A 14,169-nucleotide genomic window follows, 5' to 3' on the forward strand; every position below is an offset into this window, starting at 1 on the left:
CATCGTAAACGGCACGTGAACGGCAGGTCATCGGGCTGCTGAACAGCAGCGTACCGGCCGGGTCAGCTATCGAGTTCGCGGACCAGCGCGTCCACCACCGCGACCAGATCCCCCTGCGCGGCCGCCGCCACCTGCCGCTGCCGCTGATAGTTGGCCCCGCGCCGCGGAATATCGGCCACCGCCGCGAGTTCGGCCACGCAGTCCAGGCGCCGCGCGGTGGGCTCCAACCGGGTCAGCAGCTCATCGAGATCCTCGGTGACCAGACGTTCGCGGTTGTCGTCGCTCACGATCACGATGGCGTCCAACCCGTAACGCGCGGCCCGCCATTTGTTCTCCTGCACATGCCAGGGTGGCAGGGTGGGCAGCGATTCACCGCGTTCCACCCGCTCGTCCAGATGCACGATCAAACAGTGGATGAACGCCGCCAGCGCGGCCAGTTCCGCCCGGTTGGAGATACCGTCGCAGATACGTACCTCGATGGTTCCCCATTTCGGGGCGGGCCGGATATCCCAGTGCATACCGCCGAGCTGTTCGAACACACCGGTTTTCATCTGGTCGTGCACATAGCGTTCGAACTCACTCCAGTTCTCGAACTGGAACGGCAGCCCCGCCGTCGGCAACTGCTGGAACATCAGCGCGCGATTGCTCGCGTAACCGGTATCCGAACCCGACCACATCGGCGAGGAGGCCGACAGCGCCAGCAGATGCGGGTAGGACAGCAACAGCGAGTTCAGGATGGGAAAGACCTTGTCCCGGTGCGACACCCCGACGTGTACGTGCACCCCCCAGATCAGCATCTGCCGACCCCACCACTGGGTGCGTTCGATCAGTTCGTCGTAGTGCTCGGACCGGGTGAGCTGCTGGGTGGACCACTGCGCGAACGGATGTGTCCCCGCGCAGAACAGGTCCACCCCGAGCTCGTCGGCGGCGCGGCGCACCGTGTGCATGGTGCCGGACAGATCCGCTACGGCGGCCCCGACGGTTTCGTGCACACCGGTGACCAGTTCCACGGTGTTGCGGAGCAGCTCCTTGGTCACCTGCGGGGTGCCGTCGTGCGCCCGCAGCTCACCCACCGCGTCGAAAACGGCTGCGGCCGTATTGGACAGATCGCGGCTCGTCTTGTCGACGAGCGCGATCTCCCATTCGATCCCCACGGTCGGCCGAGGCGATCCGCGGAACGGTACCGGCTCGATCCGCGCCCCACCCATATCGGCCCCTCTGTCTTGCGTCTAACCGATGACGCCGCAGGCGACTCGGCCGCCCGCGTCACCGGTGCTCATCGTCTGCTGATCCGGGCCGGCGCCACCCTCGCGGTTGTAACGGTCCGGGATATTGGCGAAGTTGTCCGAATTGGCGTGCACGATGATCGCCTTACCCCGGATATCGCTCAAACTGACGGTATCCGTGGTGGTCACCAGATAGCCGTGGCCGTCCTTGCGGACCTGCAGCGAGGTCAGGTCGCCGCTGGCGGGATGTCCGGTGGCACCGCCGACCTGCAGATGCCCACCCGCGGACAGGAAGTCACCGGGCGCCCCGCCGGCCGGCGGGGCCGAATTCGCCTCGCATTTGCCTTCCTGGTGGATGTGCAGGCCGTGGAAACCGGGGGTCAAACCGGTTGTGTCCACGGTGATCCGCAGATGGTTCCCCTCGTCGGCGATATTCGCCGTCCCGATCTTCGCGCCGCTCGGCGACTTCAGTTCGACTTCGGTCCCCGATCCGGCCGGGGACCCCGGCTGTTCTCCGTGCTCACCGGACTCGCCCGCGCCCGCCGGGGCCGGGGACGAGGTCCACACCGGCGGAGTCGTCCCCGTCACGTCGCTGGATTCCTGACTGTTCGTGCAGGCAACGAGGCCGAAAGCCGCGACAGCCAGCACCGGGGTCACGCTCCGCCAAGACCGGCGACGAGAAGTGGACTGTGCCATCAGGGAACTCCTTTACGAGTACCGAGTTTAGGGGTAGAGCGTTTCGACAACGATCTTTCGACGCACACGATGATGCCACGCCGTCCCGGCCCGGCCGGGACAGCCCCGACCTCCGGAGACACGTGTCACCGCCCGGTCACCACCACGACGACTCCCGAACCCTCGCCCAGGCCCGGGATCATCGGCGCGGTGGTGGCATTGATATCCGCGGCGACCGCGGCGGCGGTGGCCTCGTCGGCCGGCGCCGGACCGTAGTACACGGTCGTGTTCTCGAGTGTGGTGGCGGCGTAGTTGCCCGTGGAGGTGTTGGTCCAGCCACGCGCCGTGAGTTCGTTCGCGGTCGTGGACGCCAGACCCGCGACCATGCTGTTGTTGAGCACCCGGACCGGAGCCGATCGATCGACCCCACCGGCTGCCGCCGTGGTGGTCGGTGTGGCGGCCGCGGTGGTGGTACCGGTTTCGGTGGCCGTGGTGGTGGGCGCGGCCGCGGTGGTGGTGCCGGCGCGCGGCGCGGCCAGTGCGGTCGTCGACGAGGCCACCGTGCTCTCGGCGTTGTCCGAACTCGCCGAGTCCGCACTCGACAGCGACATCGCGCCCAGACCGGCGAAAACGATCGACAGGGCGATCAGAACCATTGCCGTCGCACGCAGCGGCGGTCCACCGGAGCCAGGGTTCGAATTGCTCACCCGCCCGAGCCTAGCGCCTGCTGTGTTGATTTGCCCCGCCTCCGGCGGGGCGGGTCGGGGCTGTGGCTATCGGCGCGCCTTCGGCGCGCGGGTCGGGGCCCTGTGACCCCGATTCTTCCCTCCTCCGCTCAGTCGCTGCGCTCCCTCGCTCCGTCGGTCCAGAATCGGGGGCGGGCCCCGACCACTGAGGTAGACCATCCGGAGGAGACAGAAGGTGCATGCTGTCGTGCGCCTCGACCGGCCTGGGGAGGCTCACATCACTGTAAGTGCTCGATGGCCACCGGTCTCTGGATGGCCAACCGCACACGCTCGGTCGCTGCGCTCCTTCGCTCCAGAATCGGGGCGGCCCCTACCACTCGACCGTCCGAGGAGCCGTGAAAATGCGAACGGGAGCGATGTGGAACCGGCTCCACCGCGGCAACCGTCCGGAGCTCGGCGTCAGACCTGGAAACCGAGCTTTCGCGCCGCTCGCGACTTCTGCCGGCTCGCGCGTAGCCTGCGCAGGCGCTTCACCAGCATCGGATCGGCGGCCAACGCTTCGGGCCGGTCGACGAGGGTGTTGAGCACCTGGTAGTAACGGGTCGGTGACAGCGCGAACAGTTCGCGGATCGCCTCTTCTTTGGCGCCCGCGTACTTCCACCACTGTCGTTCGAAGGCCAGGATCTCGTGTTCGCGGCGACTCAGGCCGCTCTCGGGATCGTGGGGCCCTTCGGGATTCGTATTCGCTGTGTTGTTCGGAGGACCGCCCTGGATTGCGGAAAGATCCCGCGCTGCTGCGCCGTCCATCTTGCTCCTCGCCGAGTTACCACCGGACGCGATCGCCGTATCAGGGCACGATCGGGTCACCGTGTTACTGCCCTGCGATATTCAACCACGCCGCCGGGGCGCGCGCTGCCGTCGACGTCCGGCGTGTCCGGTACGGCGGTACCACATATTTCGCGAGAACCCGTTCCACCTGCCCGGACCGGCCACGGCGGCCACGCAGAGCAGGCCCTTTTCACCGGCCGCCGGCGCCCACAATAAGCTCGTGTCATGTCAATCCTGCCCATCGTGATCGTCGGCGATCCTGTGCTGCACGGCCCTACCGCGCCGGTGACCGAATCGCCGGCGGAACTGGCCGGGCTGATCACGGATATGTACGAGACCCTGGACGCCGCCAACGGCGTCGGCCTGGCTGCCAACCAGGTCGGAGTATCCAAGCGCCTCTTCGTCTACGACTGCCCCGACCCGGCGGAGGACGGCACGGTGGTGCGGCGCCGGGGAGCCGTGATCAACCCCGTACTGGAGACCTCGGCGATCCCGGAGACAATGCCGGATCCCGATGACGACGAAGAGGGCTGTCTGTCGGTGCCCGGCGAGCAGTACCCCACCGGCCGGGCCGACTGGGCCAGGGTCACCGGAATCGACGAGCACGGCGAGCCCGTGACCGTCGAGGGCACCGGCTTCTTCGCCCGCATGCTGCAGCACGAGGTCGGCCATCTCGACGGCTATCTCTACATCGATGTCCTGATCGGACGCCACGCGCGAGCGGCGAAGAAGGCCGTCAAACGCAACGGCTGGGGCGCCCCCGGCCGTACCTGGCTACCCGGCAGCGACCCGGACCCCTTCGGACATGACGACTGATCCGCACGACCACGACGGCGATATCCCGATCTCGCGGATTCCGCTCGGCGAACGGGTCGTGGTGCGCTACCGGCGCCCCGAGGGCAGCAGCCCGCCGCTCACCGATGTGATCGGCGAGGTGGTGGAGACGAATCCGCTGACCGTCCTGGCCGCCGACGGCCATCCGGTGATGATCCCGGCGGCCAGCGTGGTGGCGTTGAAATCACTGGCGGCCCGGCCGATTCGCACCTCGGAGATCCGCGCGCTGGAGACCGCGGCGGCGTTCGGCTGGCCCGGCACCGAATCCGCCTGGATGGACGGCTGGCTGCTGCGCGCCGGACACGGTTACACCCGGCGCGCCAATTCCGCGGTGCCCATCGGTGATTCGAACGGTCCCGCCCGGGTCACGCCGGACAGCCTGCACCGGATCGGCGCCTGGTACGCCGCCCAGGGACTGCCGCTGCAACTGGCACTTCCCGACCGGCTGGCGACCGTGCCGCCGGGCTGGAACAGCTGGGGTGAAACCCGCGTCCTCGGTATCGATCTGGAGAACTTCGTCCTTCCGCAGGGCCCGTCCATGGTGCGTATCGCGCCCGAACCCGATATCGCGTGGCTGGAGATCCACCGCTACCGCGGTGACGAACCGACCGGGCACTCCGCGACGGTCCCGCTGCCCGAAGTACTCTCCGCCGTGCACGACGGGCAACTGGGTTTCGCCTCGCTGGGCCTGCCCAATCCCATCGCCATCGCCCGCGGCGCACTCACCTCCGCCTCCGACGGCCGCCGCTGGGTCGGCCTGACCTGTGTGGCGGTGGTGGCCGCCCATCGCCGGCACGGCCTGGCCGCACTCGTCTGCGGCGAACTGCTGCGCTGGGGTCGCGATCGGGGCGCGACACACGCGTACGTCCAGGTCGAGGCCGGTAATGTGGACGCCCTGGAGTTGTTCGGCGAACTCGGGTTCGTCGATCATCACAGCTACCGCTACGCCGTCCCCGGCAGTTCCGGGGTGATCGGACAGTGACGCCGGTACACCCCGAACTACGGTTCGCCCGATTCGCGAAAAGGTAATTCGTTGCGCCTGGCCACCTGGAATGTCAATTCGATCCGCTCCCGGCAGGACCGGGTGCTGGCCTGGCTGGATCGCCAGGATATCGATGTGCTGGCGATCCAGGAGACCAAATGCCGCGACGATCAGTTCCCCTTCGAGCGTTTCGCCGAGGCCGGGTACGAGGTCGCGCATGTGGGGTTGAACCAGTGGAACGGCGTGGCGATCGCATCGCGGGTGGGACTCGACGACGTGGAGATCGGGTTCCCGGGCCAGCCCGGATTCGATCGCGACGCCGCCGATACGCTCATCCCCTCACCGACCGTCGAGGCGCGGGCGCTGGGCGCGACCTGCGACGGAGTCCGGGTGTGGAGTCTCTACGTACCCAACGGGCGCGCACTGGCCGACCCGCACTACGAGTACAAACTGGCCTGGTTGGCCGCGCTCCGCGACAACGCCGCCCGCTGGCTGGCCACCGACCCGCAGGCTAAGACGGCCCTGGTCGGGGACTGGAATATCGCGCCCACCGACGACGATGTCTGGTCACCGGAACTGTTCGCCGGCAGAACCCATGTCTCCCAACCGGAACGGGACGCCTTCACCGCGATCACCGAGACAGGTTTCACCGATGTGATGCGGCCCTTCGCTCCCGGTCCCGGTGTGTACACCTACTGGGACTACACCCAGCTGCGCTTTCCGCGCAAGGAAGGAATGCGTATCGACTTCGTGCTGGCCTCGCCGGCCCTGGCCGCGACGGTGGTCGATGCCGGGGTGGACCGGGAGGAACGCAAGGGCAAGGGTGCCAGCGACCACGCTCCGGTGATCGCCGAATTCACCGCCTGACGCCGCTACAACCAGTCCGGGAGCGGATCGGTGGCGAGGAAGACACCGAGCGGTTCGGGAAATTCGATATCGGTACCGAACGGCACGGTCACCTTGGTGCTGTAGCGGCCGTCCTCGGGCTCGCTGTACACGCTCACCTCCGCGGCACCGCGGTCGATCAGGAAGTAGAGCGGGATACCCGTGGCCGCGTACAGGAACGGCTTGTCGAGCCGATCCCGCAGTTCGGTGTGCTGGGCCCGAGAACTGATCTCGATGGTCATGATCACCGGTTGCGGGTCCGACCATTCACCTTCACCGGCGAAGGCGGACGCGGGCGCAAGGATGGCGTCGGGACGCACACGACTGCCTCCGGTGCGCCCGGCCCGCAGGCCACGATCGGCGAAAAGCCACAGTTCGGACCGGCGCGGCACCAGGAAGCGCGCCAGCCACTGCACGACCCGGGTGTGGTTGGAATCCGGTCGCGCCTTCGCGGCCAGCAGGCCGTTCAGATATTCGAGCCGCAGCCCTTCGGAAATCCGCTGAGCCGCCGCGTCGAGTTCCTCGAACTCGTCGACGGTCATCAGCGATCCATGCGAGAGGGTCACAGATAGACCCTATCTCTCGCAGTCCACGACAGCCGCACCGAACACTCTGCGCCTCTCCGTCCCGCCGCCGGCGGGACGCGGTCGGGCCCGGCTCGGTGAGCAGGCGGAGTTCGCCGTCCGAGGCCTGGACGGCCCGTGAGCGAGTATGGTCGGCGGCGGAAAACTTCACACATGCCAACGGGGGCTCGCACCAGCGGGCTGAGAGGACGGCTAGCTCTCCGGAGCGCTCAGGGCTGTCGACCGTATGAACCTGACCGGGTAATGCCGGCGTAGGGAGGAAATATGACGAGTACACCTGTCGATTCGGTAACCACCGGTCCGATCGAGGGCAGCGTCAAGCACTATCGGCAAGCCGACGGTCTACGCATTCCGGTACGCCGGATCGAGCTGACCAACGGCGACCGTTTCGACGTCTACGACACGTCCGGCCCGTACACCGACACCACCGCGACCATCGATCTGGAGGCGGGCCTGCCCGCGCTCCGGAACGAGTGGGAAAAGCCGGATGTGCCCGGCCCGCGCACCCAGCTCGCCTGGGCCCGGGCCGGGATCGTGACCCCGGAGATGCGCTTCGTCGCCGCCCGGGAGAGCGTGCCGGCGGAGCTGGTGCGCGCGGAGGTCGCCGCCGGCCGCGCGGTGATCCCGGCCAACCATCGGCACCCGGAGCTGGAGCCGACCGTCATCGGCAAGAAGTTCCTGGTGAAGATCAACGCCAATATCGGCAATTCGGCCGTCTCGTCCTCGATCGCCGAGGAGGTCGAGAAGATGGTGTGGGCCACCCGCTGGGGCGCGGACACCATCATGGATCTGTCCACCGGTAAGAACATCCACGAGACGCGCGAGTGGATTTTGCGCAACTCGCCGGTCCCGGTGGGCACGGTGCCGATCTATCAGGCCCTGGAGAAGGTCGGCGGTGATCCGACCGCGCTCACCTGGGAGATCTACCGCGACACGGTGGTCGAGCAGTGCGAGCAGGGTGTGGACTATATGACCGTGCACGCCGGTGTGCTGCTGCGCTACGTACCGCTGACCGCGAAGCGGGTCACCGGAATCGTCTCGCGCGGCGGTTCGATCATGGCCGCGTGGTGTCTGGCCCACCATCGGGAATCATTCCTGTACACCCATTTCGAGGAGTTGTGCGAGATCCTGGCGCACTACGATGTCACCTTCTCTCTGGGTGACGGGCTGCGGCCCGGTTCGATCGCAGACGCGAACGACGAGGCCCAGTTCGCCGAACTCCGTACGCTCGGCGAATTGACCAAGATCGCGAAATCGCACGGTGTCCAGGTGATGATCGAGGGCCCCGGCCACGTGCCGATGCACAAGATCGTGGAGAACGTACGGCTCGAAGAAGAACTGTGCGAAGAAGCCCCCTTCTACACGCTCGGTCCGCTGGCCACCGATATCGCGCCCGCCTACGACCACATCACCTCGGCCATCGGCGCCGCGATCATCGCGCAGGCCGGGACCGCGATGCTGTGCTACGTCACGCCGAAGGAACATCTCGGCCTGCCCGACCGTGACGATGTGAAGACCGGGGTGATCACCTACAAGATCGCCGCGCACGCTGCCGATCTGGCCAAGGGCCATCCACACGCCCGGCTCCGGGACGACGAGTTGTCCAAGGCCCGGTTCGAATTCCGCTGGCGCGACCAGTTCGCGCTGTCACTGGACCCCGATACCGCGCGCGAATATCACGACGAGACGATGCCGGCGGAACCGGCGAAGACGGCGCATTTCTGTTCGATGTGTGGTCCGAAATTCTGCTCCATGCGCATCTCCGCGGATGTACGCGAATACGCGGAGCAGCATAATCTGACCGATATCGCCGCGATCGAGGCCGGGATGGCGGAGAAGTCGGCGGAGTTCACCGAGGCCGGTAAACGGGTGTACCTGCCGGTGGTGCCCTGACCGAAGCGGGCGCACCCCCGGTGTCGGTGCGCCCGCACTCGGTATATAAGCAGGTCGACAACCACTTTCAGCGAGACGGCGACCGCTGCGCATAATGCGCGGAAGGCGGCTCGAGTACTGGGCCGCATAGGCCCGGGGCGCCCTGTGCTGTCTCGCTCGTCGCGAGATTCCCCGCCAGGCACCAGAGGCATCCCCGCCGGCCCCGCGGACACCCCGCAGCTGTTCAGTCGGAGATCCCGGCCGCCCGGTGCAGATAGGTGCGGTCGGTGATTTGGTCGAGCAGGAACTCCGCGATATCGGCGCGGGCGATCTTCAGGCTCAGACCTTTCTCTCCGGTACCGAAACCACGCCGGTAGGTGCCGGTGCGGGGGCCGTCGGTGAAAGCGCTGGGCCGCACGATGGTCCACTCCAGGTCGCCGGCCCGGACATAGGACTCCTGCTGCTGGTGGTCGGCGTAGGCCGGGCGCAGCAGCAGGCCGAACATAATGTATTTCCAGAGGAAGTTCAGATTGGCGCGACTGTCACCGGCTCCCAGCGTGGACTGGCAGATGAGCCGTTTCACGCCGGTGCGGTTCATCGCCTCGATGATCGTGCGGGTGCCCTCCGCCCGCACCACGCCCTTGCGGCCGTTGCCCAGTGCCACCAGTACCGCGTCCTGGCCGTAGACGGTCCGTTCGACCGCACCCGGGTCGAGTACATCACCTTCCACGATGCGCAGGTTCTCGTGGGTGCGGGTGATCCGGCCGGCGTCGCGGGTGAGCGCGGTGACCTCGTACCCGCGCGCCAGCGCCTGCTCGACGATGTGCTGTCCGACCGTACCGGTCGCTCCGAAAACCGCGATTCGCATGATTGCTCCTGACTCGAAACCATTGCCTGGATCCAGTACAGCAATCAGGGGCGAGACGAACCATGGCTCTGAAGCTCGTTCGCATAAGCGAGCGTCTACAGCTCCGGGTGACGGCTTATCCGCGGAACAGTCGGGCCGTCGCTTCGTCGGCCGGGTAGAAGGCTTCGATATGGAGTTCGTCGATGGTGACGTCGGTGGCCGAGAGGGCCGAGGCGGTGATGCTGAAGAAGGAGAGCTCCGTGTCGCCCACCCGCAACTGCAGCGGCACCACCACATCGGTGCGGGCCCGGGTGCCGCCGTCGGGGCACGGGTAGGCGGATACCTCGTCGAGCAGTGCTTTCAGCCGGCTGTCGCCGGTGGCTTCCAATCGCCCGCGCACCTGGCCGAGCAGATGGTTGCGCCACTGTCCGAGATTGCGGATCCGGGGCGCCAGGCCGCCGGGGTGCAGGGAGATACGGATGGCATTGACGGGCGGTTCCAGTAGTTCGGGAGCACAACCGTCGAGTAGCGCGTCGGTGGCGGTATTGCGGTCGACCACATCCCAGCACCGGTCCAGTACCAGAGCCGGATGCGGGAGATGCGCGTCGAGCAGGACCCGGAAGGCGTCCATCACCGACCGCAGTTCCGGTGCGTCCACCTCGCGCTGGACGTAGCTCGGCGCGTACCCGGCCGCGAGGAGCAGTTCGTTGCGCTCGCGCAGTGGGACGTCCAGGTGCCCGGCCAGCCGTTCGACCATTTCGCGCGTGGGCCGGGAACGGCCGGTCTCGACAAAACTGAGGTGCCGGGTGGACACCTCCGCCTGCGACGCGAGCTGCAACTGACTCAACCGGCGCCGCTCCCGCCAGGACCGCAGCAGGCCGCCGACCGAGGGGTCGGTATCCATGATCACCACATCCGGAATCGTAGCCGGATCAGTAAGCGATCCCATTACCTCCGACGTAATCGCCGGGGCGGCCGGTCCCCGCGATGCTGATGGCACCTGGTTCACACAATCCCGGAAGGAACTCCGATGAAAGACACCGTCACCGCCTACCTGCAGACCTGGAACACCACCGACGCGGCCGCCCGGAAAGAACTGCTGAACACGCACTGGGCCCCGGAAGCCTCCTACATCGATCCGCTGGCCGAGGCGGCCGGCCTCGACGCGATCGGCGCGACCATCGGCGCGGTGCACGAGCAGTTCCCCGGGTTCGTCTTCACCCCGGTCGGGGAACCGGATGCCCACCACCGTCAGGTCCGGTTCCAGTGGGGCCTGGGCCCCGCGGGCGCCGAGCCCGTGATCATCGGTTTCGACGTCCTGGTCACCGATGAGCAGGGCCGGATCCACACGGTGCTGGGCTTCCTGGACAAGGTTCCGGGCTGATCCCAGGACGGCCGTCCCCGCATCCGGTGGCGGCCGGTGCCGGTTCGGCCGCCACCCGCCTCCGGGCCGGCCTGCCGCGGTGACGAGTCCGGGCCGGACGCAGCGGAACGCGTCCGGCCCCGGACGCTGTGGCGCTCGGACTGTTCCGCGCTTCCGCGGTCGTCACTCAGGCGCGTCCCAGTGCCAGCGTCACATTGTGGCCGCCGAAGCCGAACGAATTCGTCAGCGCGTACTCGATCCGCTGCGGCCGGGCGCGGCCGTGCACGATATCCAGGTCCGCATCCGGATTCTCCAGGTTGAGGGTGGGTGGTACGACCTGTTCCCGCAGGGTGAGCGTGGTGAGGACGGTTTCCAGGGCGCCGACCGCGCCGATGGAATGCCCGAGCGCGGATTTGGGCGCATACACCGAGGCGTCGGGGGTGACCGCCTCGATCGCGGCCGCCTCCGAGGCGTCACCGATGGAGGTCGAAGTGGCGTGGGCGTTGACATGCCCGATATCGGCGGGCGCCAGTCCCGCGGCGGCGATCGCCTTGCGCATGGCACGGGCCGCGCCCTCACCCGCCGGATCCGAAGCGACGATGTGATAGGCGTCGGAGGTTATTCCGGCGCCGAGCACCCGGGCGTGGATGCGGGCACCGCGGGCGCGGGCGTGCCGCTCCGATTCCAGGACCAGTAGCGCACCCGCTTCGCCGAAGACGAACCCGTCCCGATCCCGGTCGAACGGCCGTGAGGCGGCGGCGGGATCGTCGTTGCGGGTGCTCATCGCCCGCATCATGGCGAAACTCGCGATCGGCACAGCGTGGATATGCCCCTCCACGCCACCGGCCACCACCACATCCGCTTCGCCGGTGGCGATCAGCCGCCAGGCCTGCGCGACGGCCTCGGTGCCGGACGAGCACGCCGAAACCGGCGCGAAAACCCCTGCTTTCGCGCCGATTTCCAGGCTGACGGCCGCCGCCGGGCCATTGGGCATGACCATGGGCACCGACATGGGTGAGACCTTGCGGTAGCCGCCGGCGCGCATCGCGTCGACCGCGTCGATGAGCGCGTCGCCGCCGCCCAGGCCGGTGCCGATACTCACCGCGAGCCGCTCTCCCTCCACCTCCGGACGGCCCGCCGCGCCCCAGACCTGCCGTCCGAGGACCAGGGCGAGCTGTTCGACGTAGGAGTGCCTGCGCTGTTCGACCCGGGTGAGCTGCGCACCCGGATGCGTGGCGAGCTTGCCGCCGATGCGTACGGGCAGGTCGTATTCGGCGACGAAGTCGTCGTCGAGGGTGGTGATACCGGTCCGGCCGCCCAGCAGCCCCGACCAGGTCTCGTCCATATCGCCGGCGATAGAGGTGGCGCCCGCGTACCCGGTGACGACCACCTGCGCCGCCGCCGAAGTTTCTGAAGCGATCGGTACAGTCACGGGGTCATGAATACCTGTAGCGTTCGCTACAGTCAACCCATGGCCCGCCCACTCGACCATGCCAAACGCGCCGAGATGCTCGACTCCGTGGTGCACTACATCGCCGAACGCGGCCTCGCGGACCTCTCGCTGCGCCCCCTGGCCGCCGCCCTGGGCACCAGTTCCCGGATGCTGATCTACTACTTCGGCACCAAAGAAGAACTGCTGGTCCAGGCCCTGGCGACCCATCGCCCGGATCTCACCGCGGTCTTCGCCGAAGTACACGACGCCGCCGCGCTGCGAGAACGGCTGTGGGATTTCTGGCGTTCGAACACCACCGGCTCGGGATCGATCAGCGTGCGGGTGATGCTCCAGGTCCTCGGCGCGGCCTGCGCACCCCACGGCCCCTACGCGGGCTACGCGGACCAGGCCACCGCGGCGTTCGTCACCGCCCTCACCGCGAGCCTGCGCGCACTGAACCCGGACGACGAACCCGAAGTAGTGGCCACCGTACTGGTCTCCGGGTTGCGCGGCATCCTGCAGGACCGGCTCATCACCGGCGATATCGAACGCACCGACCGGGCGGCCCGCCGGCTCATCGATCACACCATCCGCTGACCCCGGGCACCGAAGCGATCGAAGCCTGGGTCTGACAACCACCGACTCGAGACACCCACTCGGCCGCGAACCCCGCCCACGTAGGGTGACCGGGTGAGATTGTTGCCGTTGACGCCCCCGGGACAGACCCCGGTCCGGGTGCTCACCATCGCCGGTACCGATTCGGGTGGCGGGGCCGGAATCCAGGCCGATACCAGGACCATGGCCCTGTGCGGGGTGCACGCACTGGTGGCGGTGGCCGCGGTGACCGTGCAGAACACGGTGGGCGTGAGCGGATTCCACGAAATTCCCCCGCAGGTGGTCGCGGACCAGGTGCGCTCGGTGGCCGGCGATATCGGTATCGGCGCCGCGAAGACCGGCATGCTCGCCTCCGGCGACATCATCGAGGCCGTGGCCGCCGTCTGCCGGGAGGTCGGCATCGGGCACGATGCCGCGGTGCCGCTGGTGGTCGACCCCGTCGCGGCCTCTATGCACGGCGACCCGCTGCTGCACACCGAAGCACTCGACGCTGTGCGGTACACGCTGTTCCCGCTGGCCACCATTGTCACCCCGAACCTGGACGAGGTGCGGTTGCTGACCGGGGTCGAGGTCACCGACGCGGCGTCCGCCCGCACCGCGGCCGAGGCACTGCACGGACTCGGACCACGCTGGGTCGTGGTGAAGGGCGGCCACCTGCGGACCTCGGCGCTGAGCACCGATCTGCTGTTCGACGGCAACCGGTTCCTGGAGTTCTCCGCCCCGCGTATCGAGACCGGCAACGATCACGGCGGCGGCGACACCCTGGCCGCGGCCCTGGCCTGCGCGCTGGCCCACGGCTATTCGGTTCCCGATGCCTTCGAATTCGCCAAGGAATGGACTAGGCGCAGTCTGGAAGCCGCCTACGACCTGGGCAAAGGCCACGGCCCGGTCTCCCCGCTGTGGCGGCTGAGCTGACTTCGGCCGGGTCGGCGACCTGTCGGTGGGCGGGTCCATACTCGGAGCGTCACGAACATTTCCACAACGGAGTGGAGACCGGAACAACGACGTTCCAGCAGTGGCACCGGACTGGTGGGCCCGGCGGGGCAAGGTACACAGCTACCTCCCAGGTCGGCTGGAGCCACGCCCCGGCCCGCCCACGCATATGGATGTCGACCTCTCCACCGCCCTGAACGCGCTGCTGCCGCTGGTCGCACCGCTGGTCTCCGGTCATCCGGATCTGGCGATCGGCACCCGGCCGGGCTCCGGGGCCCGGGTGGTGCGCGGACCCAAGCGCGAATTCATCTCCCGCTCCTACAACCTGCTGCTGAAAGCAATGCCCTTGCTCTCCCTGCTGCTGCGCCCGATACCGGTGCGCAGGTCGCCGATTTCGCGGGCCTGTT

At 67.9% G+C, this 14,169-nt stretch carries 15 protein-coding genes and 1 pseudogene; 8 read left to right on the forward strand and 8 right to left on the reverse strand.

Features of this window, described 5'->3' with window-relative positions; translation table 11 throughout:
• Positions 1–62: 62 nt before the first annotated feature.
• The 4 genes from ACQPYS_RS27265 to ACQPYS_RS27280 form a co-directional block, all read right to left on the reverse strand.
• Entirely contained in the window at positions 63–1,208 is a 1,146-nt protein-coding gene (locus ACQPYS_RS27265) for a glutamate--cysteine ligase (protein ID WP_433491190.1), read from the reverse strand.
• A gap of 21 nt (positions 1,209–1,229) precedes the next feature.
• The gene (gene sodC / locus ACQPYS_RS27270) at positions 1,230–1,922 is read right to left on the reverse strand and encodes a superoxide dismutase[Cu-Zn] (protein WP_063038340.1); all 693 of its coding nucleotides are present in this window, start codon (positions 1,920–1,922) and stop codon (positions 1,230–1,232) included.
• 125 nt (positions 1,923–2,047) lie between these two features.
• The gene (locus tag ACQPYS_RS27275) at positions 2,048–2,608 is read right to left on the reverse strand and encodes a LytR C-terminal domain-containing protein (protein ID WP_433491191.1); all 561 of its coding nucleotides are present in this window, start codon (positions 2,606–2,608) and stop codon (positions 2,048–2,050) included.
• Positions 2,609–3,046: 438 nt separating this feature from the next.
• Positions 3,047–3,394, reverse strand: coding sequence for a DUF3263 domain-containing protein (locus tag ACQPYS_RS27280; RefSeq protein WP_063038344.1), 348 nt, complete (start codon positions 3,392–3,394; stop codon positions 3,047–3,049).
• A 246-nt stretch (positions 3,395–3,640) separates the two neighbouring features.
• On the opposite strand from ACQPYS_RS27280, the gene ACQPYS_RS27285 reads away from it, so the two are divergent.
• From ACQPYS_RS27285 to ACQPYS_RS27295, 3 genes are read left to right on the forward strand one after another with little or no spacing between them, the layout of a single operon-like run.
• Positions 3,641–4,231 (forward strand): peptide deformylase, encoded by a 591-nt coding sequence (locus ACQPYS_RS27285; RefSeq protein WP_433491192.1) that lies wholly within the window; start codon positions 3,641–3,643, stop codon positions 4,229–4,231.
• Complete coding sequence (locus tag ACQPYS_RS27290; protein WP_433491193.1) at positions 4,221–5,231, forward strand: N-acetylglutamate synthase, CG3035 family; 1,011 nt, start codon at positions 4,221–4,223, stop codon at positions 5,229–5,231. The genes ACQPYS_RS27285 and ACQPYS_RS27290 overlap by 11 nt, the downstream gene beginning before the upstream one ends.
• Before the next feature lie 51 nt (positions 5,232–5,282).
• Positions 5,283–6,098 (forward strand): exodeoxyribonuclease III, encoded by an 816-nt coding sequence (locus tag ACQPYS_RS27295; RefSeq protein WP_063038350.1) that lies wholly within the window; start codon positions 5,283–5,285, stop codon positions 6,096–6,098.
• A gap of 5 nt (positions 6,099–6,103) precedes the next feature.
• Here the strand turns inward: ACQPYS_RS27295 and ACQPYS_RS27300 are convergent, their stop codons facing one another.
• The gene (locus ACQPYS_RS27300; protein WP_245664652.1) at positions 6,104–6,682 is read right to left on the reverse strand and encodes a Uma2 family endonuclease; all 579 of its coding nucleotides are present in this window, start codon (positions 6,680–6,682) and stop codon (positions 6,104–6,106) included.
• Positions 6,683–6,964: 282 nt separating this feature from the next.
• Between ACQPYS_RS27300 and thiC the strand changes: the two genes are divergently transcribed.
• Positions 6,965–8,593, forward strand: coding sequence for a phosphomethylpyrimidine synthase ThiC (gene thiC / locus ACQPYS_RS27305; protein WP_433491194.1), 1,629 nt, complete (start codon positions 6,965–6,967; stop codon positions 8,591–8,593).
• Positions 8,594–8,816: 223 nt separating this feature from the next.
• On the opposite strand, the gene ACQPYS_RS27310 is transcribed toward thiC, so the two are convergent.
• A complete protein-coding gene (locus ACQPYS_RS27310; RefSeq protein ID WP_433491195.1) occupies positions 8,817–9,440 on the reverse strand; it encodes an NAD(P)-dependent oxidoreductase in 624 nt (207 codons plus the stop codon).
• A gap of 115 nt (positions 9,441–9,555) precedes the next feature.
• Positions 9,556–10,323: a helix-turn-helix domain-containing protein gene (locus ACQPYS_RS27315; RefSeq protein WP_433493143.1), complete on the reverse strand. Its 768-nt coding sequence runs from the start codon at positions 10,321–10,323 to the stop codon at positions 9,556–9,558.
• Positions 10,324–10,449: 126 nt separating this feature from the next.
• Here ACQPYS_RS27315 and ACQPYS_RS27320 point away from each other — a divergent pair, with 126 nt between their 5' ends.
• Positions 10,450–10,803, forward strand: coding sequence for a nuclear transport factor 2 family protein (locus tag ACQPYS_RS27320; protein WP_063038358.1), 354 nt, complete (start codon positions 10,450–10,452; stop codon positions 10,801–10,803).
• Between the two features lie 166 nt (positions 10,804–10,969).
• Here ACQPYS_RS27320 and ACQPYS_RS27325 read toward each other — a convergent pair whose 3' ends face one another.
• Positions 10,970–12,214, reverse strand: a complete 1,245-nt coding sequence (locus tag ACQPYS_RS27325; RefSeq protein WP_063038360.1) for a KasA/KasB family beta-ketoacyl-ACP synthase — start codon at positions 12,212–12,214, stop codon at positions 10,970–10,972.
• Positions 12,215–12,253: 39 nt separating this feature from the next.
• Here ACQPYS_RS27325 and ACQPYS_RS27330 point away from each other — a divergent pair, with 39 nt between their 5' ends.
• The 3 genes and pseudogenes from ACQPYS_RS27330 to ACQPYS_RS27340 form a co-directional block, all read left to right on the forward strand.
• Complete coding sequence (locus tag ACQPYS_RS27330; protein ID WP_063038362.1) at positions 12,254–12,811, forward strand: TetR/AcrR family transcriptional regulator; 558 nt, start codon at positions 12,254–12,256, stop codon at positions 12,809–12,811.
• Between the two features lie 93 nt (positions 12,812–12,904).
• Complete coding sequence (thiD, locus tag ACQPYS_RS27335) at positions 12,905–13,744, forward strand: bifunctional hydroxymethylpyrimidine kinase/phosphomethylpyrimidine kinase (RefSeq protein ID WP_431939175.1); 840 nt, start codon at positions 12,905–12,907, stop codon at positions 13,742–13,744.
• A gap of 184 nt (positions 13,745–13,928) precedes the next feature.
• Positions 13,929–14,102 (forward strand): annotated as a pseudogene (locus ACQPYS_RS27340) (glycosyltransferase family 2 protein); the annotation flags it as partial.
• Positions 14,103–14,169: the final 67 nt, after the last annotated feature.

The organism is Nocardia grenadensis (assembly GCF_050942415.1).
GTDB lineage: Bacteria > Actinomycetota > Actinomycetes > Mycobacteriales > Mycobacteriaceae > Nocardia > Nocardia grenadensis.

Coding starts and splice junctions, on each gene's coding strand:
- ACQPYS_RS27310 (WP_433491195.1), bottom strand. CDS start 9,440: ATGCGAATCGCGGTTTTCGGAGCGACCGGTACGGTCGGACAGCACATC.
- ACQPYS_RS27320 (WP_063038358.1), top strand. CDS start 10,450: ATGAAAGACACCGTCACCGCCTACCTGCAGACCTGGAACACCACCGAC.
- ACQPYS_RS27290 (WP_433491193.1), top strand. CDS start 4,221: ATGACGACTGATCCGCACGACCACGACGGCGATATCCCGATCTCGCGG.
- sodC (WP_063038340.1), bottom strand. CDS start 1,922: ATGGCACAGTCCACTTCTCGTCGCCGGTCTTGGCGGAGCGTGACCCCG.
- ACQPYS_RS27280 (WP_063038344.1), bottom strand. CDS start 3,394: ATGGACGGCGCAGCAGCGCGGGATCTTTCCGCAATCCAGGGCGGTCCT.
- ACQPYS_RS27315 (WP_433493143.1), bottom strand. CDS start 10,323: ATGGATACCGACCCCTCGGTCGGCGGCCTGCTGCGGTCCTGGCGGGAG.
- ACQPYS_RS27265 (WP_433491190.1), bottom strand. CDS start 1,208: ATGGGTGGGGCGCGGATCGAGCCGGTACCGTTCCGCGGATCGCCTCGG.
- thiC (WP_433491194.1), top strand. CDS start 6,965: ATGACGAGTACACCTGTCGATTCGGTAACCACCGGTCCGATCGAGGGC.
- ACQPYS_RS27285 (WP_433491192.1), top strand. CDS start 3,641: ATGTCAATCCTGCCCATCGTGATCGTCGGCGATCCTGTGCTGCACGGC.
- ACQPYS_RS27330 (WP_063038362.1), top strand. CDS start 12,254: ATGGCCCGCCCACTCGACCATGCCAAACGCGCCGAGATGCTCGACTCC.